The organism is Bacillus infantis, assembly GCF_020171945.1.
Taxonomy (GTDB): domain Bacteria; phylum Bacillota; class Bacilli; order Bacillales; family Cytobacillaceae; genus Bacillus_AB; species Bacillus_AB infantis_A.
The window spans coordinates 660756-681525 of the sequence record NZ_JAIVAP010000001.1; the positions used below are offsets into that span (position 1 = coordinate 660756).

The window sequence follows — 20770 nt, forward strand, 5'->3', positions numbered from 1 at the left end:
TTTATCTGATCAGCTTCAGCTCATCAAGCAGTTTATACATTTCATCGTTTTCCTTCTTTAGAAACTCCTTGTATTCGCCGCTGTCCATATAGAGCTCATTCCAGCCATATTTCTCGCGGATCTTTTTCCACTCCGGCGAATCATTCAGCTCTTTTAGCCTTTCTTCATAATACTGAACTTGCTTTTCATCCATATTAGGAGGCCCAAAGAAGCCCCTCCAGTTCACAAAGGTTTCATTGATGCCCTGCTCTATGGCTGTCGGGAAATCCTCGAGTGTATCACCCTTCAGTCTTTCCGGAGAGCTTACTCCAAGCACTTTAATTTTTCCGGCTCTTACCTGCTCGATTGTTTCTGAAGTACCGGCAGAATAAACGTCAACACTTCCGTTGAGGAGCTGTGTCAAGGCTCCTCCATCCTGGTCTGAAACATATTTGATTTTTGTCACATCCACACCAGCGGCTTTAGCAATTTTGATAAATTGAATATGGTCCATGCTTCCTGGAGATGAAACGCCAACAACCGAGATTTTGGAAGGATCTTTTTTCATATCATCAAACAAATCATTCAGATTATCCCATTTTGCATCGGCCCTGACAGCAAATGCTGCATAGTCGGCAATCAGGTTGGACAGCGGGGTAAAGTCATCTACTCCGTATTTTGACTGCCCATTAAGAGGTACAAGAATAATAGGCGGGGACGAAACAAAGATATTATGGGGGTTGCCTTCCTTTTTCATCATATACGCCCAGCCGACGGCCCCGCCTCCGCCCGGTTTATTGATGACAGGCATCCTTTGATCAATAAGCCCGTCCTTTTCAAGCGTTTGGGCAACCATGCGGGCTGTGGTATCCCAGCCTCCGCCGGCTCCAGCAGTTGCCACAACTTCAATCGGCCTGCTTGGCATCCATTTGCCATCCTTATAAATGCCTGCAGCTTCCTTGCTTGAGCAGGCTGACATCATCACCATGCAGAGCAGCAGTGCTGCTGCCAGAATCATTTTTTTCATCGATCATATGCTCCTTTCCATGGCTGAAAACGTTTTCTTTTTGTTATTGTAAAAAAATCAGAAAAATTTGTATCTATTAAACAAGTATTGAGCTTTAAGAACTTTGCGGCCTTTTTGTTCATTTTGTTCACGGATTTGCACACAAAAAAGCTGCACCCTCATCAGCTAACATGGGGGTGCAGCTCTTGTGAACTATAGACTATAATCGATAATATTTTCTCTCGGGCCTTCCGACGATCCCATATTCCAGCTCAGCTTTCGCTTCCTCTGAAGCAACCAGGTATTCCAGGTATCTGCGGGCAGTCGTCCTTGAAGCGCCCATTTCCTTTCCAAGTTCCTCTGCATTAACGCCTTGCTTCATATCATCCAGGATTTCTATCACTTTTTTTAAAGTGAGTGAATCGATTCCTTTAGGCATCTTTTCAGAAGTCATGATTAGAGCTGAACTGCTGCTTAAATAATGGTCGATTGCTTCCTGCGTCAGTTCACTTTCCCGGCATTCCAGGAGCTCTCTCTTTTTGTTTACTTTGCGGATAGCCTCTGAGAATCGTTCAAAAGTGACCGGCTTGATCATATAATCGATCACTCCGTATCTCAAGGACTCCTCTACCATCTGTTTTTCATTGGATGCCGTAATCATGATCACTTCAATATTGGGGAAGTCCTCTCTTATTCTGGGAAGAAGGCTGCTTCCAAGCTCGTCCGGCATATAGATATCCATAATCAGGAGATCTGCTTCCTTTTCTACTAGCAGTTCCAGTGCTTCTGCAGCATTCAATGCTTTTCCAATACACTCGATGCCGTTTATTTTTTTTATAAATTGCTCATGGATGGCAGCCACCCGGTAATCATCTTCTGCGATAATTGATTTGATCATTCTCCCTCATCCTCTATCGATTTTGGCAGAAAGACGGTAAAAATCGTCCCTGCTTCTCCAGTCTTCATTTCAATCGATCCTCCCAGCTCCCCGACCGCCTGGCTGACGAGAGCAAGCCCATATCCCCTGCCGTCCTTTTCTTTTGTCGAAAAGCCTTTGTCAAAAATCCGCTGCTCATCCTCAGGCAAGATTCCTCCGCCATTATCTTCCACTTCAAAGATAATGTCATTGCCGATATCTGTAGCAAAGAAAGAAATACGCCTGTCCGCCATCACTTCTGTCGCTTCTAGGGCATTATCTATCAGATTGCCGATAATCGTAATCAAATGGGTAACCGTCATTCTTTCCGGCAGCGGTTCAACCGCCGAGCTGTCATCAATCGTAAAGCTTACCTTCTTTTCAGAGGCTTTCGCCAATTTTCCCAGCAGGACTGCCTGCAGGCTGCTGTCCCTGATCTGCTCGAACAAAATGTGATTTTGCTGATCATGGGCACCTGATTCTTCCTGGATCATGCGGACAGCTTCGTCATACTGCCCCAGCTGCATCATGCCGGACAGCACATATAATTTATTTGTAAATTCATGTGTCTGGGCGCGAAGATCTTCGGAGTAGCGCCTCACCTCTGATAAAGTATTGAGCATTTCATTGATTTCTGTTTTGTCCCTGAAGCTTGCGACTGCACCTATAACCTCACCATTTTCGAAAATAGGCGTCCTGTTCACCACGACTGGTTTTTCCTCAAGCAGAACTTCCACATCTTTTTCCGGCACACCTGTTTCCAAAACCTTATTCATGCCCGTTCCCTTGATAACATCAGTGATTCGCTTATTCACTCCGTCTTCCTTAAGAGCGAGAATCCGGCGGGCAGAGGGATTCATCATCGTGATGACACCATCACGATCCACAGCGATAATCCCTTCTTTTACAGAATCCAGGATAGCGCTTCTTTCATGGTATAAGGAAGCAATTTCATGCGGCTCCAGGCCCATCATATCTTTCCTGATATCTCTCGCAAGCAAAGTCCCGCCGGCTACACCAAGGAGAATTGCACCACAAGAAATGAGCGCGATTTTCTTCAGCCTGCTGAGAGCCTCTTCCTCGAGATCATCCAAAAGGAAACCTACTGACACGACGCCTGCAATATCCCCATTTTCATCCACTATTGGCGCCTTCCCTCTTATCGAAGGTCCAAGCGAACCTGTAGCTTTAGATACATAAGCTTCTCCCTGCTCGAGGGCCCGCTCATTATCTTCTCCGACCATCCGCCCGCCAATTTTGCCGGTATCAGGATGTGAATAGCGAATGCTGTCCGCATTCCCTATCACGATAAATTCAGCACCAATATCTTCCCTGATTTTCTCTGCAAGCGGCTGGATCTTTTCTGAAGGATCTTCCTCCCCAAATGCATCTTTCACACCAGGCATATGAGAAACCGCCAGCGCCACATAAAGGGCCTGCTTGCCCATGCTTTCTTCTGTCTGTTCATATTCCACATAAGCGTATAACCCGGATAAAAGGGCTATGACGCCTGCTATCAGCATCACAATCAATACGATGATCTTCGTGCGCATCGTAACCGCTTTCTTATTTCTCATAGGCTGGCACCCCGAACTGGTTGATTCTATTATAATAGTAGATTTTTAATAGAGTGTCATATGTATTGCTGAAAGCTGAACGCCCATTATTCCAAGATTGTCAAAATACTGTAATCATCTTTGTTCCAACCGCAGTCTGTAAGGGCATAATTTTTCCGTTTTTCCCCTTTCTCTATATCAATAGACTTGCATTCTCTTTCTTTAACCATTCTCGGTCCAAAACCATCTCTTCTCGTATCAAGAATAGAATGGATGACTTTCCCATCATATTCAAGATCATGCAGGATAGGGGCACCTTCTTCTGTATAACTTACAACCCTGATGGTATCTTCACTGCCTTTTTGTATATTTGTTATAAACGATAAAAACCTCTCAAGATTCTCAATGTCTCCGTGCATGGAAAAAATATCATCCTTAGAAGGCTTATAATCGGGCAGCTTAGCTGCAGATTCTTCTTGGGTACGGCAGGCCATGAGGAGGAGAGAAAGCAGTATGTACAGGGGGAATAGTTTTTTCACAAAGCACCCCTCCAAATATACGTTTATCTCAGATTATATCATTTGAAAGCTGCTCTATTAAATGAAAAAAAGCTTGACCCTTTCTAAGGATCAAGCTTCTCTCCTATTCTTCCTTCTCCACCCAGTTATCATCATCGTCTTTCTCATACTTTTTCTTCACCGCACTCCACGCAACCTTGAAGGCTGTTTCTTCTTCGTCGTATTCTTCACTTGCTGAGTTGAAGGCTTCCTTGAAGATTTCCTGGGCGTGATGTGGCAGATTGTCTTTGACGGAATCCGGCAATTCGCTTAGTTTATCGTATGGCATGATGATTCCTCCTCTTCTCTTGTTCTGTTAGGTATTTTTCCTGAATGGCATTTTCTTAAACACCAGAAGAAGAAATCATAACAGGAACTGTAGAAGCGGATAAAACCAGGGAATGACTAAAGAAGTGAGAATGGCAGAGAATCCCATGGCGGCGCTGGAGACTGCTCCCTGCACAGGATCTTCAATCGCAGCCTGGCTTGTGCCGATCCCGTGGGCCACTGTTCCGATGCCAAGCCCTCTAGCGAAAGGATCGCTGATTCTTAGAAAAGATAGAATAACAGAGCCCATGACAGCACCGAAGATTCCGGCCGAGATGACGAAGACAGCAGCAAGCGGCGGGTCACCGCCGATTATTTTGGCTGCTTCAATTGCAACGGGAGTCGTAATCGCTTTTACGGCAGAGGTAGCCTGGATTTTTTCCGGCAGACCAAGCACTTTTGCCAGCAGTACGGCCGATGTGATGGTCGACAAGGTTCCAGCCGTCAGTCCGATGACAGCAGGCTTCAATCTTTCCCTGATCACCATCCGGTTATGATACAGAGGAACGGCAAGGGCTACAGTGGCAGGACCAAGCATGAAGGTCATGATATTTTTTGCCGGCATGTATTCTTCATACGTAATCCCTCCAGCCAGCAGCAGAATGATCAAGACAGCCGTAGCTGTAAAAACAGGCGTGGCGAATGGGGAGAGCAGCCGGGCGGAAAGCGCCTTTGCCCCGATATAGACGATGATCGTCAAAAGGATGCTAATGAGTGTGATCCCGCTCACCCTTTTCTGCCCCTTTTCCTGAAAAATAAGCTGCCAATCCGGAAGTTACGATCAGCCCGATGACTGTGCTGTCAATAATCATAATGAGCAGCTGCCAGCCGCTCGTCTGTATCAGTCCGCCGTAACTCATCAGGCCTACTGCTATCGGAATAAAAAAGAAAGCCAGATGCCGGTTTAGGAATGAAGCTCCCTTTTCGATCTGGCTCACCTTGACGGCACCGGTAAGCAGCAGGATGAATAAAATCATCATCCCAAGTACGCTTGCAGGAAGGGGCAGGTGAAGAATTTCAACGATAAAATCTGAAGCAGCGTAAATAAGCCACAGCAGAAAAAGCTGCCATAAAAAGATAAGTGCATTTTTCAACATTCAAATCCTTCTTCCACTAGATAATCTACTATTTATAATAGAGGAAAAAGGGCAAAATTGCTTAGTATTTCATCCTATACATTCAGCCGGCTGGCTGCTTTCCTTCCATGGAGGATAAAGTAAAGGACTGCAGCAATCAGGACAATCACTGTTCCTATCATGTAAATCATGCTGTAGCCTGATTGGGCCGCTGCAGTTCCGAGGATAAAAGAGCCAATGGCAAAACCGCCGTCAAAAAAGACAAAAAAAGTCGCGGTCGCCGTCCCCTTTCTGCCTGCGGGGGCCGTTTCCACTGCAATGGTCTGAAAACACGATACCAGCGTGCCAAAACCGATGCCGACAAAAATACTCCTGAAAGCAGGAGCTGAAAGCTTGATGATGCCTGGCTCAGCATCCAGACACCGATCCCAAAGAAGAGGATGCAAGGGTAGATCACTTTGTTTTCCCCAAACTGATCAAACCATCTTCCAGTGAACGGCCGGGAAATCAATAACGCCGCGGCATATACGACAAAGAAGTAGCTCGCTGCCCGTACGAGGTCCAGCTCTCTCGCATACACCGAGATAAATGAAATGACGCTGGAATAGACAAAAGATAATGTAAAAGCAACAAATCCAATGGGCACTGTCTTACGTTCAAAAAAGTCCGACAGCTTCATGTTTTTCACTGCTGCCTGCTGGGTCTGCCCGTTTTGCTGTTCTTTCAGCTCCATCATCAATCCGCAGATAAGAGCAAGCAAGGAGCAGGCAATGCAAACGGCGAACAGTACGATGTAACTGGCTGCTCCTATTATGGTCAGCCCGGCGAATGGTCCGATGACCATGGCAAGGTTCATGAAAGTGGCATAATAGCCCATTCCTTCCCCGCGGCGCTCAGCCGGAATAATGGCTGCAGCAATAGCTCCTGTTGCGGTGGTTGCCATTCCGAAGCCCGCCCCGTGGACGACCCGGATAATCAGCAGCACAAGCGGTGATTCAACAAAAAGGTAAAGGATGGATCCAGCCAGGAAAATAGAGGCTCCGATGATTAAAATTTTCTTCGGGCCAAAGGTATCAAGCCACTTTCCAGAAAACGGCCTGAAAACTATCGCAGACAGAACGAATACCGTAATAACGAGACCGATATCCTGCCCTCCACCCTGCAGTTCTTCGGCTACATATACCGGCAGTGTAACGGTAAGCATATAAAAAATCACAAATACAAAAAAACTGGCAAAGGAAATAAGGATAAAATCCTTTGTCCAAAGCTGAGGTTTTTCCAACTGTTTCACATCTTTCTCCAGATATATGGATATATTTAACGCGGGAAAAGCTCCCCAAGTGATCTGAGGAGCTTTTCCTTATATTATAGGATATTTTCCTGTCATTTATTAGAATGGGAACTCACGATAAGTTTTTTGAACAGATACCCACTTGGTTGTCGTAAATTCTTCAATAAGCCAAGGATTGCCGAAACGGCCGACACCTGAAGCTTTATTGCCGCCGAAAGGAATATCAGGCTGCGCATTAACAGTCTGGTCGTTGATATGAGTCACACCGCTGTCAATCTGCAGGGCATATTGCTGCGCTTTTTCAAGATCCTGCGTAAAGATGGATGATGACAGTCCGTACTCTGTTTCTGAGGCAATCCTGATCGCTTCTTCATCACTTTCAACCGGAATGATAGTTGCGATTGGAGAAAAGACTTCAGTCTGAGCCAGGGCAGAATCATTTTTCACATCCTTGAAGACGTAAGGAGTCAGGATGTTGCCCACCCTTTGTCCTTCAAGAGCAAGCTTCTCGCCATTTGCAATGGCTGCTTCAATAACAGCCTGTGCCTTCTGAAGCTGCCTGTCATTAATCAGCGGGCCAACGACTGTTGCAGGGTCCTTTGGATTGCCATAAGGCAGAGCTTTTGCTCTTTCAGTGAATTTGCTTGTAAATTCTTCAGCAATATCTTTATGGACAATGATCCTGTTTGTGATCATGCAAATTTGGCCCTGATGGACGAATTTACCGAAGATGGCTGCATCAACCGCACGATCGACATCTGCATCTGAAAGGACGATAAATGGATTGTTTCCGCCAAGCTCCAATGCCACTTTTTTCAGATTCCTTCCGGCAATTTCCCCGACATGCCTTCCGACAGCAGTTGAGCCTGTGAATGAAATGAAGCGTGGAATTGGATGTTCAAGCAGATAGTCGCCTGTCCCATCTGTTTTTGGATCTGTCAGCAGAAGGTTCAGGACGCCTGCCGGCAGGCCGGCTTCTTCAAATGCTTTTGTCAGGATGACGCCGCCTGTGATGCCTGTTGCGACATCCGGCTTATGCACAACTGCATTGCCTAGCGCAATGGCAGGAGCAATGGTCCTTACTGACAGGTTAAGCGGGAAGTTGAATGGCGAAATGCTTGTGATAACTCCCACCGGTACACGGTACACATGGTTTTCCTTCCCTTTGATGGTTGCCGGAACCTGGTTCACGACATTCACTTCATCTGCAAACTTAATCGCTTCCTCCAATTCCTCAAATGTGATCTGCAGAGCGATGTTTGCAGCAAGGATCGTACCGCCTGTTTCTGATGTGTAGATGTCTATGATTTCTTCTTTATGCTCCTCAAGGTAGGCAATCACTTTCCTAATAACTTCTTTTCGTTCTTCAGGAGTTGTCTTTGCCCATTTCTTTTGGGATTTTTCAGCAGTAAGCATTGCCTGATCAATATCGGCTTCTGTTACCGTTTTGACGGTATACAGCTTGGAATCGTCATACGGGTTCAATACATCAATTGTATTGGCGCCGCTTCCCTCCAGCCATTTTCCGTTAATATATTGTTTGGTATAATCCTTATAATTGACCATAAATCTCTCCCTCTCCCTGAAACTATTGCGGGAAGCTCTTATGCAATTAGGCTGATTAAGCATCCTTTATGCACTCTCTTCCCCGGCAACAACTGTATATTAGCATGAGTAAAGTTGCTATAACAACTTTAATGCTTAGCTGACTAACCTTTTTTCAAACAGGAGTTTTTACCCAGGAACTTATTAGAGGGTTTTCCGTAGATAAATTATAATGAAACAATATGGCTGAGGAGGAACTTATGAACGATCGAAAACAAAGAAATTTACTATTATCCAGTATATTAAGCAGCTTCCTGGTCATTTCTGCCTGCAGCAATACTGAAGCTGATAAAAAAGAAACGCAGGCCGCCCAGCAGGAGGAAGATCAATACGAAAAACTTGTAAAAGAACAGAATAAGGAGTCTGAGTTAGAGCCGATTGAATTGACTTCCTACAGCGAAGAAGTTGGACTGCAACTGAAGGAACCGGTCTACAAGGAATTTACCGTCAATGAAAAAGCAGTTGTCCAGGGAACGATTGAAAAGTCAGCCAGCCTGAAATCTGACTTTGTCTGGATCAAAGTCCGTGCAGCTGAAGAAGGTCCGGCAGGCAGTGAGCACGAATATTACACAGCGATTGAGGACGGAAAATTTAAACAGGAACTTCACTTCTTCAACGGTGAGGGAGAGTATCAGGTAAAAGTGCAGATTCCGAGCATGGATCAGGAAAACTACTATTATGATACAGCTTCATTCACCGTCCATAATGTGAACCCTGAAATCGTCCGCGATGTCACATATACCCCTTTCGGACAGGAGGACGAAATCAGTCTCGATCTTAATTCCAGCTATGTGGAAGAAAATGAAATCTTCCGGCTTGAAGGAGATGCCGGCAAACTCGATGACAATGATACAGTGATGATCAAGCTGAACAAAGACTTTGATACATGGACACACGTCCTGCCGGTCGAGCAGGGCAAGTTCGCTTACGATGTCCCCCTGCTATATGGAAAAGGCGTCCACAACCTGGAAGTGCTTGTTCCTGACAAAGAACGGGAAAACTATTACCAGACAGCCACAACGCTTTTGATCGACAATCAGTCAGACAGGACCATGAAGCCGATCGAGTATTATGAAACTTACAGGGAACGCGGTGTCACGCTGGAGTCCCCGCAGTTCGGGGGCGAAGAATCAAATGGTGAATATACAGTCAAGGGCAGAATAGATCCTGATGCAGATTTCGGCCGTGAAACAACTCATATCTATGTTTCTACCAAAAAAGGTGAAGATGAAGCACTTGATGTCATCCCGGTAGAAGACTTTGAATTTGACGGCTCCTTTCACCTCCGCTTTGGGCCAGGCTCATATGAGGTTACGCTGAGTGTCCCGGAAATCAAGGAAGAAAACAGTGACAGCTTCCGCTATTACGGCTTTGCTTCTTTTGAAGTGGAAGCAGACAGCGAGGATAGACGCGACCTTCTGCCATCAAGAGGTGTCGAGTCAGAAGCACCAGAAATTAAGAGTCTCGCAGGAAAATTGACATCAGGGAAAAGCTCTGAGAAAGAAAAAATTAAGGCAATCTATGAATATGTCGCCAAAAATGTTTCCTATGATGTAAGCAAATATGAAAATAGTACATTCAGCTGGGACGACAGCGCCCTGAAAACGCTGGAAACGAAAACCGGCGTCTGCCAGGATTATGCCTACCTCGCCACGGCCCTATTGCGTGCCAGCGGGATTGAAGCCAGGATCATTGAAGGTACCGCCCGAGGAGGCTTCTGGCCTTCCAACCATGCCTGGGTCGAAGCAAAAGCAAACGGCAGCTGGATCGTCATGGACCCTACCTGGGGAGCCGGCTATATTCAAAACGACCAATTCGTTGCTAAATACACCGATAAATATTTTGAGCCAAATCAGGCTGAATTTGAAAAAACGCATACAAGAAAAGGTGTCACCTACTAAAATATTTGGAGAGACAGAACCTTGGCGTTCTGTCTCTTCTTTTAAAAAAGCTATATTTTTCATTTAGGGCGAAAGACCATAATATGGTAGTATGAGACTAAGGAAAATTGAATATTCGAAACGCAATTCGAATAAAGGAGGATTTGAAAATGACAGGTTTAGTCACTGTGGTTATGATCTTTTCCATTCCGCTTGTCGCCATCGTCACGAGCCACTTTCAATCACTTGCCAAAACTAAAGTGAAAATCATTGAAAAAGAGCTGGAGCTGGAAAAACTGAAGCATGAGAATTATTTGATAGAGACACAGAAGATGAGGATTGAATTGGAGAAGATGAAGCTGGAGGGGCCGTTGGAGGTAAAGTGAAAAAGGGTTCGGTAGAGCTTCAAGAAACCAGCCGGATTTGCTAGCTTTCCCACCAACCATCCACAAATATAGTATGTCCCCTACGGTTAAGGGGATTTTTTTCTGTCTTCCTCACCTGAATATTATGTAACCCCCCAAAAGCGAAAGAATATGATGCAATAACAGCCAAATGAAATCGGGGGATTATGCAATGAAAGAAGAATTTGATCAAATGGGAAAAAAGGATAAGACAGAAGCGATTCTTGAGCTGGAAAAGCAAATTGCTGCTGCTGTCTGGCTGCAAGCCATTGGCCAGGCCGCAGAAGCCGTCCTGTTTTCAAAATTATTGACCTTAAAGAATGAAAGCGGACCAGAGAATGACGGCAAAAGAAAAATTGAAGCTGGCCTTTGGATACAAACCATTGGGCAGACGATGGAGGCAATAGGTGTTTCATCCGAGCTCTCAACACCCGGCGCCCTGCTTTCAACAGCTCCAAGAATGATCATCACTGGAGATTTGCTGCAATCCGCAGGTGCTGCTATAGAAGCCAGCGGAGGGATAGAAGTATTGGCGGTAAGAGAAGGTGAGTTTTTGCCATAGTAAATATCAAAATGCGGACTTGGCGGACTTGGAGCCCTGCATGTGATACGTAGCCCTTCAATAAAATCTTATTGCTTTTTAGCTTGATTTAACGCCATATAGCCAGCGCCGATCACCCCTGCTTCTGCCCCGAACTCACAGATGGCAAGCTTCATTTTGCCTCTTAGATTTGCATAAAGTTTTTCATTAATTTTATTGTTAACCTCATCCATCAGCCAGGGATTACGGCAGATGACAGCTCCGCCAAGCACAAATGCCCCTGGATCCATGAGCAGAATGATGGAGGCGGCAGCATTCGAAAAATGCTCAATCCAATCATTGATCACTTTAACGGCCATCTTTTCCTTATCTTTAAATTTTTCAAACAGGTATTCTGCGTCCGAACTTTCACCATATATTAGCTTACTCCTGGCATCAAGTGCCCTGCCGCTGCAAAGGGATTCCAGTGTCTGTTCCTTGATCCCCTCTTCTTCGCTTGCTTGGCCGATGATCATTCTGCCCGCTTCGCCTGCATATCCATTGTCCCCCCTGATCATTTGGCCGTTATAATAAACGCCCATCCCAATGCCAGTGCTCACTGTCATGTAGAGAGAATAGCTTTTTCCTTTAGCCGCTCCCTTTTCTGCTTCCAGCAGCCCCGCTGCATTAACATCATTGTCAAAGAAAACCTCAAGCCCAGGAAAGCAGGATTGTATGTACTCCATTCTTATTCCATCGATAACAGGGATGTTGTCTGCGTCTTTTATTACTTTTGTCTGATCATTCCATGGGACAGGCAGGGCAATTCCGATTTTGTTAGCATTTTTCTGAGGATCGACCCTTTGAGCCATCCGGAAGATTTCACTAAACATTTTATCTGCCGTTTCAAAACTCCTGGTTACTGCCGTTTCCATACGGATAACCGACAAATCTTTTCCGATAAGTCCCACACGAATATTGGTAGCGCCAATATCTACACCAATTACAAGTTCATCCATTTCAAAATAGCTCCTTACCCAGCAACTCTTTTTTACAATTTTTGCGTAATCATAGTTAAGACCTGCGTTCATGCTGACAGGCAGGAATGAAACTCTAGTTGAATAAATCTCCTTTTATGTTCACCAATCTTGTATTTTTCTTAAAATGCACCTGCACCTGTTAATCTGATACTAATTTTCTCATTCAGAGTAACCAGGAGCAAATATAATATAGATTGCACCAATACTGCAACTTTAGTGGATTCAGAAAGATTGACTCCAAATTTTTAGAATAGGATTACAAATGGGTCCTCAATTCTCTTACCTATCAAATAGAAAAAATAAGCGGAGATTTTCCCGCTAAATACAGAATAGAGCTCATTTCGAGGTAAATAAGGGGAGATTTTCCATTTATACAAAATAAAAAACCGTATTCTCGCGTTTTTCGAGTCAATAAGAGGAATTTCTCCGTTAATTTAAGCTGTTTTTTATAAAAATTTCTAAATAAGCGGAATTCTTCCGTCTATTAATCAGACTGGGTTCTTGACTTGATCCCCTACCCGATAAGAGCGAATCCTCTGAGTGCCAGATGCGGGGATCAGCATCTTTTTTTCGACCAGTTGGGAAAGTACCTTTTTTACTGTCTTGGCACTTAGCTTTAGATACTTCTCGACTTCTTTTGGGGATATGTCTTCTCCTTTTCGAATCACTAGACGAAGTACTTCCTTTTCAAGAAAGGACAAAGAAGTTTGGTCCAGCTCATCACCCAGCCACCTGCCTATTACTTGCTGAACAACCTGTTGGCATCTGCGGGGATTCTCTTTTACTTGATCAAAAGAAAAGCGGATGACGGTCCATCTATCAATCACCAGCTGGTTTTGACGTTCCAGATTGTCGGAAAATTGCCACCTGCTGGTGTTCTTTAGATGAGGGCCATACCCGTCGACCTCTAGGCAAACCTGGATGCCGGGACGTATATACGCAAAATCCAAATACCTTTTGCCATCCTTATAATCATCAATTTCATATTCTGGATGAAGATAATTAAACTGGTAAAATACTGGCCACCACACTTGCTTCAAAAACAGCATTTCAGCATGTTTGTGACCTTCTTCCAGGCGCCGCAGCCGCTCACCGGTTCTTGCCTGTAAGTGATCATGTAAAAATGCCTGATATTCTTCTTCAAATCCCATATATCCCTCTCCTATCTATAAGAAAATGAACAGCATAGGTTTAATAGCTTCCAATGAAACAAATCCAGTCTTGATTCATTTGTTTTAATAGGATGATTTTTGAATGACTTTGTAGAATAATGAGTGGTAAATGTGAGTGAAAAAAGAGGATAAATATGATGTTAATAGAGGATTGTAAACGGGCAAACAGAATTGTGGAGCAGCAATGATAAAAGAATCTTTCGATAATAACCCCTGTATAAACTAATTTTAGTGTATTAGATTTCTAACAATTGTCAATCAACTTATGCCATTCGACAATAAGTCTTATCTAACATCTCCTAACCTTAAGAGAGTATTTGTGTTAAAACCTCACCTACTTATAACAGGTTCCAACTCATCTCGAGAAGGCACAAAACAAAAAAAGCGGGGCATCCATCCGCTTTCCTGGATGCCCCGCTCAAAAAAGATGTTTACTTGCTGCTGAAAATATTTACGCCCACCACATATCCCCAGGCGTTTCCCTAATCAAAACTTCATTCAGGTTCTTCACTGCCCGTGCAAACCCTTCATCAATCGACATCAGCGGATCTTCATGCTCGATGCTGACGACATAGTCATATCCATACAGCCTCAGGGCACTCATCATGTCGCTCCATTCCTGGATGCTGTGGCCGCAGCCGACGCTGCGGAACGTCCAGGCTCGTGTCTGGACTTCTCCATATGGCTGCATGTCTGTCAGTCCATACATATTGACATTATCCTGGTCAATATAGGTGTCCTTGGCATGGAAATGATGGATGGCACCGGCTTTCCCGAGAATTTTTATCGCTGCGACCGGATCGATGCCCTGCCACCAAAGATGGCTTGGATCAAGATTCGCCCCGATGGCCGGGCTTGTTTCCTCGCGAAGCTTCAGCATGGTGTAAGGGGTATGGACAAGGAAACCGCCATGCAGTTCCAGTCCAATTTTCACATTATGCTCTTCTGCTAAAGTGCCGATTTCCTTCCAATATGGTATAAGCTTGTTTTCCCATTGCCATTTGAGAACATCGCCATATTCTGCCGGCCATGGTACAACTGGCCAGTTTGGCTGTTTTGCTTCTTCACTGTCGCCCGCTGTGCCGGAAAAGGCATTGACGACCGGTACACCAAGGAGTGAAGCAAGCTTAATTGTTTTTCTGAGTACGTCATCAGATTCTTCAGCAAAAGCTTTGTCAGGGGAAATTGGATTTCCGTGGCAGCTGAATGCGCTGATCGTCAGGCCTCTGGATGTTACTGCTTCCAGATAAGCTTTTCTTTTAGCCTCATCTTCAAGCAATTCATCCAATGGGCAGTGTGCATTTCCAGGATAGCAGCCTGTGCCGATTTCAACGGCATCAAGACCTGCTTCTTTTACGTGATCGAGCATTTCTTCGAAAGATTTTTGTGAAAATAATACTGCGAAAACACCAAGTTTCATTCTGCCAGGACCCCTTTCTTAAGAGGAACAATTTGCTTTGTTTTCTGTGATTCGATTGCTGCAAGAATGATTTCAAGGCTCTTTAAGCCTTCTTCTCCGCTGATCAGCGGCTCCTTGTCTTCTACTACACTTTCAACAAAATGATTGATAACATGGGAAGTTGTCTGTCCGCCTTCCTCGTTTGTCTGGATTTTGTCCAGCTTATGCTGAACCGAACTGCCGTCGCGGTAAACTTCAATCAGCGAATATTCCGGATCTGCTTCAAGATGGATGGTCCCTTTTTCCCCGTAGATGACAGTGGAGTTGTCGCTTCCGCCCATATAAGACCAGCTTGCTGCCAATGTGCCGACTGCACCTGACTCTGACCGGAGGACACAGACCGCGTTATCGTCCACTTCTGTATTTTCCTTCGCGTTAGTCGCAATCAGAGCACCGACTTCTGTGAACTCACCGAGCAGATAGCGCAATAAATCGGCTTTATGTACGCCAAGATCGCCCATGGCACCGATAAAGGCTTCCCTTTTATTAAAGAACCAGCTGTCAGCGCCATCCGCACTCCATCCTTCAGGGCCGGCATGCCCGAATGTCGTTCTGAAGCTGAAGATCCTGCCAAGCTTGCCGCTCTCAATGATCTCCTTTGCTTTCTGATGAGCAGCTGTGAAGCGCTGGTTGTGGGCAATCATAAGTTTCTTTCCGTTCGCCTTGGCAGCTTCATTCATTGCTTCTGCTTCTTCCCTTGATGCAGCCATAGGCTTTTCACACAGAACATGGCGGCCTCCATTCAGGGCTGCAATAGTAACTTCAGCGTGCAGGAAATTCGGCAGGCAAACACTGACCAGGTCGATTCCTTCCATTTCAATGGCTTCTTTATAATTGGTAAATGCCCTGGCACCGTATTTCGCAGCTGTCTCTTCTGCTCTTTCCAGGTTGCTGTCACATACAGCAGCGATTTCAACAAATGGGTTCGCGGCATATTCGGGAAGGTGGCGATATTGGGCAATGCTTCCGCAGCCGATTACAGCAGCTTTTAATTTAGTCATTAGTATCAAACTCCTTTAGTGGAAAATTGTTCTTTTAAGTAATTGATGCTTATTTCAATACTTTCGAATGGCGTCAGGCGGCTTGCATCCTGCTCTACTACCCACCACTTTACTCCTGCTTCATCTCCAAGACTGAGAATTTCCTGCAGATCGATGCTCCCTTTTCCAAGCTCTGCAAAGAACTGTTCTTCATCTCTGGTCATATCCTTCAGATGTACAAGGGGTGACCTGCCTTGATACCTTTTAATCCAGGCAGCCGGATCTTCCTTTGCTTTTGCCAGCCAGTAGACATCCAGTTCTGTCTGGAGCAGTCCGGGGTCGCTGTCATCAAAAATGGCCTCAAGCGCCATCCTCCCGTCACTCAATCTTTCAAGCTCGAAATCATGATTATGGTAGCATAATGTGATTCCTGCATCCTTCAGCTTCCGGCCTGCTTCATTCAGCAGGGGAATGAGTGATTGATAGCTTTCCTCTGTCCGCTCATCCGGCATAAGGTAAGGGCAAACCGCATATTGAATTCCAACCGTTTTAAGATTGGAAATCACATTGTCCAGGTTGTCCTTAAGGTCCGCCAGAGGGACATGGGCAGATACCGGTGCAAGATTAAGATCGTCAGTCAATTCCTTCACTTTTTCTGCACTCAGCCCTCCAAAACCAGCAAATTCCACCCCATCAAAACCGAGTTCTGCCACTTTCTTCAGGGTACCTGCAAAATCTTTCTCCGTTTCTTCACGAAGTGTATAGAGCTGTACTGCAATTGGTATTCCCGACATCTTGATCCCCTCGCTTCCTCAAATTTTTAAAATAAACTATTTGATTCCATCATAAGTGACCATCAAATATTTGAACATTCATGATATGATTAAAACATGCACTATTTTGCTATTTTGAGTGACGGGGGTCTTTTTTTGAAAACGGATACATTGTTTTGCGGTTATTCATACCATACACAGCCTTTTTATTCTCATCATAAGTCCGGCTACCCTTCCTACCTGATCCGCCTGCAGACAGAAGGAGCATGCGAAGCGATCGTCAGAGGCAATCGCAGGAAATTGGAAAAAGGAGACCTGCTGCTCATCAAGCCTGGGGACCATTATGAACTGATGGTCGACAGCCTGCTCCCTGATAAGGCTATTTTGAGCGGAGACTATCACCTCATCTGTGAGGGGGAATGGATCGAAGAGTGGTGGAAAAGATCTAATAAACCGGATATAGCACGGATTGACGCTGATGAGAGGCTGCTTTCCCTGTGGAGGCATCTGATCATCGAATTAAGGCGGCCCTCTAAGGAAGAGTATAATGAACTATCCGACTATCTTCTCCGCTCACTCTGCATCTCGCTTGAAAGAGCGCTGAAAGAAACGTCTCTTTCAAGCCACAGACCATATGCAGTCACAAGGATGCTCAGGTTCATCGAGGAGCATGCCCTTTCCTCTTTTAAAGTAGAAGAAGCCGCTGACCATGCCGGGCTGAGCGTCTCACGTGCTGTGCATCTTTTCAAGGAAAGCACAGGAAAGACGATCATGGAATATGCCATGGAAATCAGGCTGGCTGCTGCAGAGGAAAGGATGAAATATACCACCATGACACTGGAGCAGATTGCAGAAGACTGCGGCTTCGGCACCTACCCTTATTTTCACCGCGTGTTCAGCAAAATGCACGGGAGAGCACCAGGGGTGTATCGGCGGATGGAATATGGAGGGATGGGGAGAGTGAAGAGCTGAGGGTATTTGGTGGGAGGTTTTGAGGCACTCTTTTATCATTCTACCTGTTTTAGAGTGTCTCTTGTTACTGTTATGAAGCACTCTGTATTTGATCTATTGGTGTTAGAGTGTCTCTTGTTACTTATATGAAGCACTCTGCACAGTCATTGTTGGCCGCAGAGTGCCCCATGCCACTAATATAGAGTACTATGCAAGGTTACAGACCGTTTTAGAAAGCCTCAACATTCCCTCAACACATCAAAAAGGCGCATGCTCCTCATGCGCCCTCCTAATTATGCAATTTCATGAACAGTGATTTCCGGCCTGCTGCCGATTCGGATATTAATCCCTGTCTGTCCCAGCCCCTCGCTGATATAGAAAGGCATGCCATTATGATAGTGCAGGCCTTTTACCATATTCATGCGCACCAGTTTTCCCATTTTAGCCAGATGATACGGTTTCGGCCAGTGAATCTGGCCGCCGTGGAAGTGGCCGGATAAAAGATAATCATATTTATAGTCCTTCATCTCAAGGACCACGTTCGGATCATGTGTAAGCACCAGATTGTATCCCTCCTTCACACTAAGGTAAGATAGGGCCACATTATGATGCTTGGTACTGTAATTATCAATTCCAATAATGTTTAACTTTTCTCCATTTATATCAATGACAGTATGCTCATTCCGAAGCGTCCTGCACCCGTATTGCTCGAGTATCTCTTTCAGAGCCTCAAAATTCTTTCCCTTCAGTACATAATCATGATTGCCAAAAACGGCGTACATGCCATAACGAGGTTCGAGTTTATTAAGCATTTGTAGGTAGGGGGCCAGCTTCGGTAAACTCCTTTTTCGGTCCATGAAATCCCCCGTCAGGGCAATCAGATCGAAATCCTTTCCGGCTATCAGCTCATATAGTTCTTTTGGTCTGATTGAAATATTCTCCAGATGCAGATCAGATAAATGAAGAATCTTTATTTTATTGCCGGCAAGCACAATATCCGGCCGTTCAACCGATATTGTCCTGACAGCTACTTTGCTCGTATTTTTATTTGCTTTAAACAGTAAATAACCAAGGTAGACAGAAATGATCAAGAAAAAATATAATGACATTCGCACATCTCCTCCTAGTTAACCAGTATAAAGGGCTCGTCCCCTAAGTCCTAGTGGAAGTTGGAGGAAGTATTGAAAAAACGATGACCCTTTTTCCAGAAAAGATAGTACAATAGTATTTTCTGGTTCATCGGAAGGAGTGTTTTTATGAGATTGCTTGGCATTATTATTGGAGTTATTGTTGCTGATAACCTGTTCCACCTGATCGACGCTTTTGCTTATGGCCTTAAGGCCGAAACCAGCCTGGAACGGATCGGGGCTGTATTCTTTGGCGTCTGTGTACTGGGCGTATTGATGCTCATTTTCCACCGGCTGTTTTCTGCTGCCTTTTTCAATGGATTCACAGCGGCAGCAGGTTTATTCCTGAGCTTCGACATCGCCGTATTTCACTGGATCTTCCAGCTTCACCGGATCACTAACGGGCCTGAAGCCAACTGGCTTGAGCCGCTGTTTGTAATTGGCGGATCTATTTTGGTTTGGCATGGGATTAAGAAAGAGAGAATGGCAGTCAAACGTGCTTAAATCGGCAATTGCTTGTTACTGGACTTTTTTATTCATATGGTCTTCATTTAAACCTACCGAAAAACCTGCAAGTTTGCTAAGATAAAAAGATAAAAAATCAACTTGCAGGTGAATAAACATGTCTGAAACAAGCGAATTAAAAGGATTTGATACAAGTATTGTGTATGACTACAAGGATTATCCTGATGTTAAAAGCGGGAGATGCGATAATTGCGATAATACCTTGTTTAAAAGCTCGGTGAAGGACTTTATTTTTCTACGTGAATGCCGGAAATGCGGAATGAAGAAAAGTATATAAAGCTGTGGGAGGAGGCGCAAATCTTGCGTCTCTTTTTATATACCGATTAAGGAATGGAACTCTATTTATCTACTTATTATTTTTTACATCTCTTTAACCGTTGTCTCATATACTGGACTAGCACAATGTTTAAGGAGTGATCGGTCTGGTATGAAGAGCAAAACACTTAAAAGGCTGGCAATATTGTTGGTAATCCTCTTCGTCTTTGTTTTACTGGGATCTGTTTCTGCTATCATTTATGCCAACTATTATGTCAATGAAGGCGAAGTACCTGTATCACAGGCGCTTTTCCCGGAGGATGAGCCGAAAAGAGTGCTTGCACTGTTTGCTCATCCGGACGATGAAATTATGGTCAGCGGAACTTTTTCAAAGCTGGGGAAACAGAAGGATACATTCACTGCAATCGCTGTATTCACCAGGGGCGAAGCAGGCCCTGATGGTGGGATTGTCCCGAGGGATAAGCTTGGTGCTGAACGCACAAAGGAAATGAAGAAATCTGCTGAAATCATTGGCGCAGACCTTCTGGAGATGTATGATTTTCCGGATGGAGGCTTAGATGAAGTGAATACTGAGGAAATCAAACAGGTTATCAGAGATTTAATTGCTGAAATTAAGCCGACGGTATTGATATCTTATGATGATGAAATAGGCTTATACGGGCATCCAGACCATGTGGTCACCGGCAGGCTGGTGCGGGAAGTGGCAAGGGAAGAGCTTTCTAAGGGGAATTCTCCTGTTAAAAGGCATTATATGGTTACACTGCCCAAGCCGATGATTGAAGTGGCGCTTAAGCTCTCCCCAACCTTCAAGGAGAAGTATCCGAAAGATACCAGCAAAGGTCTTCCGGCGCCGGACATCGCTTTCCCAATGGCAACTGAAGCTGCTGCACGAAAAAAAGTCCTCCTTGCCCATCGGACCCAAAAAGAAGTGATTTCAAGTGTCCAGCCGTACTATGATAAAATACCGGCATCTATCTACTATCGCATCTTTGACCGGGAGTACTTTTACCTGGCTGAGTCAGACGATCGGGAATGAAATAAATGCCTAAGCAGCGGCAAGAAAGGGCATTAAACGCGAGTACCTAACTTGTCCTGCAGCCATTCAAAAATACAGTTCTAGACAGCCCCGCTGGAACCACTTTTTTAGAAAAAATTTAAAATAGCGGTTCTAGCAAAACCCGCTGAAACCACTATTTCATTCAAAATCAAAAATAGCGGTTCTACCAAGCTCCGCTGGAACCACTATTTCATTCAAAATCAAAAATAGAGGTTCTACCAAGCTCCGCTGGAACCACTATTTCAGACAAAATCATAAATAGTGGTTCTACCAAGCTCCGCTGGAACCACTAT

21 protein-coding genes and 1 pseudogene are annotated in these 20770 nt (G+C 44.8%); 7 read left to right on the plus strand and 15 right to left on the minus strand.

From position 1 onward, the window contains the following. Position 1: 1 nt before the first annotated feature. From LCM00_RS03510 to LCM00_RS03550, 9 genes and pseudogenes are all read right to left on the minus strand, one after another. A complete protein-coding gene (locus LCM00_RS03510; RefSeq protein WP_224897888.1) occupies positions 2-1006 on the minus strand; it encodes a tripartite tricarboxylate transporter substrate binding protein in 1005 nt (334 codons plus the stop codon). 199 nt (positions 1007-1205) lie between these two features. Then, complete coding sequence (locus LCM00_RS03515; protein ID WP_224897890.1) at positions 1206-1883, minus strand: response regulator; 678 nt, start codon at positions 1881-1883, stop codon at positions 1206-1208. After that, entirely contained in the window at positions 1880-3478 is a 1599-nt protein-coding gene (locus tag LCM00_RS03520; protein ID WP_224897892.1) for an ATP-binding protein, read from the minus strand. Before LCM00_RS03520 ends, LCM00_RS03515 begins: the two co-directional genes overlap by 4 nt. An 86-nt stretch (positions 3479-3564) precedes the next feature. Then, positions 3565-3996 carry a DUF4362 domain-containing protein gene (locus tag LCM00_RS03525; RefSeq protein WP_224897894.1) on the minus strand — a complete coding sequence of 144 codons (432 nt, stop codon included), beginning with the start codon at positions 3994-3996 and terminating at the stop codon, positions 3565-3567. Positions 3997-4099: 103 nt separating this feature from the next. Continuing rightward, positions 4100-4303 (minus strand): ChaB family protein, encoded by a 204-nt coding sequence (locus LCM00_RS03530; RefSeq protein ID WP_009793247.1) that lies wholly within the window; start codon positions 4301-4303, stop codon positions 4100-4102. Positions 4304-4378: 75 nt separating this feature from the next. Next, on the minus strand, positions 4379-5071 hold the full coding sequence (locus tag LCM00_RS03535) for an LrgB family protein (RefSeq protein ID WP_224897896.1): 693 nt from the start codon (positions 5069-5071) through the stop codon (positions 4379-4381). Further along, entirely contained in the window at positions 5049-5438 is a 390-nt protein-coding gene (locus LCM00_RS03540; protein ID WP_224897899.1) for a CidA/LrgA family protein, read from the minus strand. The genes LCM00_RS03535 and LCM00_RS03540 overlap by 23 nt, the downstream gene beginning before the upstream one ends. Positions 5439-5512: 74 nt before the next feature. Next, positions 5513-6699, minus strand: a pseudogene (locus tag LCM00_RS03545) (MFS transporter). Between the two features lie 108 nt (positions 6700-6807). Next, positions 6808-8274 (minus strand): aldehyde dehydrogenase family protein, encoded by a 1467-nt coding sequence (locus LCM00_RS03550; RefSeq protein WP_224897901.1) that lies wholly within the window; start codon positions 8272-8274, stop codon positions 6808-6810. A gap of 239 nt (positions 8275-8513) precedes the next feature. Here LCM00_RS03550 and LCM00_RS03555 point away from each other — a divergent pair, with 239 nt between their 5' ends. The 3 genes from LCM00_RS03555 (at position 8514) to LCM00_RS03565 (ending at position 11159) form a co-directional block, all read left to right on the plus strand. Then, on the plus strand, positions 8514-10214 hold the full coding sequence (locus tag LCM00_RS03555) for a transglutaminase domain-containing protein (RefSeq protein WP_224897903.1): 1701 nt from the start codon (positions 8514-8516) through the stop codon (positions 10212-10214). Between the two features lie 149 nt (positions 10215-10363). Then, the gene (locus tag LCM00_RS03560) at positions 10364-10579 is read left to right on the plus strand and encodes a hypothetical protein (RefSeq protein ID WP_148949282.1); all 216 of its coding nucleotides are present in this window, start codon (positions 10364-10366) and stop codon (positions 10577-10579) included. Between the two features lie 190 nt (positions 10580-10769). After that, positions 10770-11159: a hypothetical protein gene (locus LCM00_RS03565; RefSeq protein WP_224897905.1), complete on the plus strand. Its 390-nt coding sequence runs from the start codon at positions 10770-10772 to the stop codon at positions 11157-11159. Between the two features lie 68 nt (positions 11160-11227). On the opposite strand, the gene LCM00_RS03570 is transcribed toward LCM00_RS03565, so the two are convergent. From LCM00_RS03570 to LCM00_RS03590, 5 genes are all read right to left on the minus strand, one after another. Continuing rightward, complete coding sequence (locus LCM00_RS03570) at positions 11228-12136, minus strand: ROK family protein (RefSeq protein ID WP_224897907.1); 909 nt, start codon at positions 12134-12136, stop codon at positions 11228-11230. A gap of 509 nt (positions 12137-12645) precedes the next feature. Next, entirely contained in the window at positions 12646-13308 is a 663-nt protein-coding gene (locus tag LCM00_RS03575; RefSeq protein WP_224897909.1) for a BlaI/MecI/CopY family transcriptional regulator, read from the minus strand. 472 nt (positions 13309-13780) lie between these two features. Continuing rightward, entirely contained in the window at positions 13781-14749 is a 969-nt protein-coding gene (locus tag LCM00_RS03580; RefSeq protein WP_224897911.1) for a sugar phosphate isomerase/epimerase family protein, read from the minus strand. Continuing rightward, positions 14746-15789 (minus strand): Gfo/Idh/MocA family protein, encoded by a 1044-nt coding sequence (locus LCM00_RS03585; RefSeq protein WP_224897913.1) that lies wholly within the window; start codon positions 15787-15789, stop codon positions 14746-14748. Before LCM00_RS03585 ends, LCM00_RS03580 begins: the two co-directional genes overlap by 4 nt. Before the next feature lie 5 nt (positions 15790-15794). Beyond that, positions 15795-16562, minus strand: coding sequence for a sugar phosphate isomerase/epimerase family protein (locus LCM00_RS03590; RefSeq protein WP_224897915.1), 768 nt, complete (start codon positions 16560-16562; stop codon positions 15795-15797). Between the two features lie 135 nt (positions 16563-16697). On the opposite strand from LCM00_RS03590, the gene LCM00_RS03595 reads away from it, so the two are divergent. Next, a complete protein-coding gene (locus tag LCM00_RS03595) occupies positions 16698-17513 on the plus strand; it encodes a helix-turn-helix domain-containing protein (protein ID WP_224897916.1) in 816 nt (271 codons plus the stop codon). A 272-nt stretch (positions 17514-17785) separates the two neighbouring features. On the opposite strand, the gene LCM00_RS03600 is transcribed toward LCM00_RS03595, so the two are convergent. Further along, positions 17786-18601 carry a metallophosphoesterase gene (locus LCM00_RS03600; protein WP_224897918.1) on the minus strand — a complete coding sequence of 272 codons (816 nt, stop codon included), beginning with the start codon at positions 18599-18601 and terminating at the stop codon, positions 17786-17788. A gap of 147 nt (positions 18602-18748) precedes the next feature. On the opposite strand from LCM00_RS03600, the gene LCM00_RS03605 reads away from it, so the two are divergent. From LCM00_RS03605 to LCM00_RS03615, 3 genes are all read left to right on the plus strand, one after another. Beyond that, positions 18749-19123 (plus strand): hypothetical protein, encoded by a 375-nt coding sequence (locus LCM00_RS03605; RefSeq protein WP_224897920.1) that lies wholly within the window; start codon positions 18749-18751, stop codon positions 19121-19123. Positions 19124-19241: 118 nt separating this feature from the next. Then, positions 19242-19421 (plus strand): hypothetical protein, encoded by a 180-nt coding sequence (locus LCM00_RS03610; protein ID WP_224897922.1) that lies wholly within the window; start codon positions 19242-19244, stop codon positions 19419-19421. Positions 19422-19571: 150 nt separating this feature from the next. Beyond that, positions 19572-20456 (plus strand): PIG-L deacetylase family protein, encoded by an 885-nt coding sequence (locus LCM00_RS03615; RefSeq protein WP_224897924.1) that lies wholly within the window; start codon positions 19572-19574, stop codon positions 20454-20456. Positions 20457-20770: the final 314 nt, after the last annotated feature.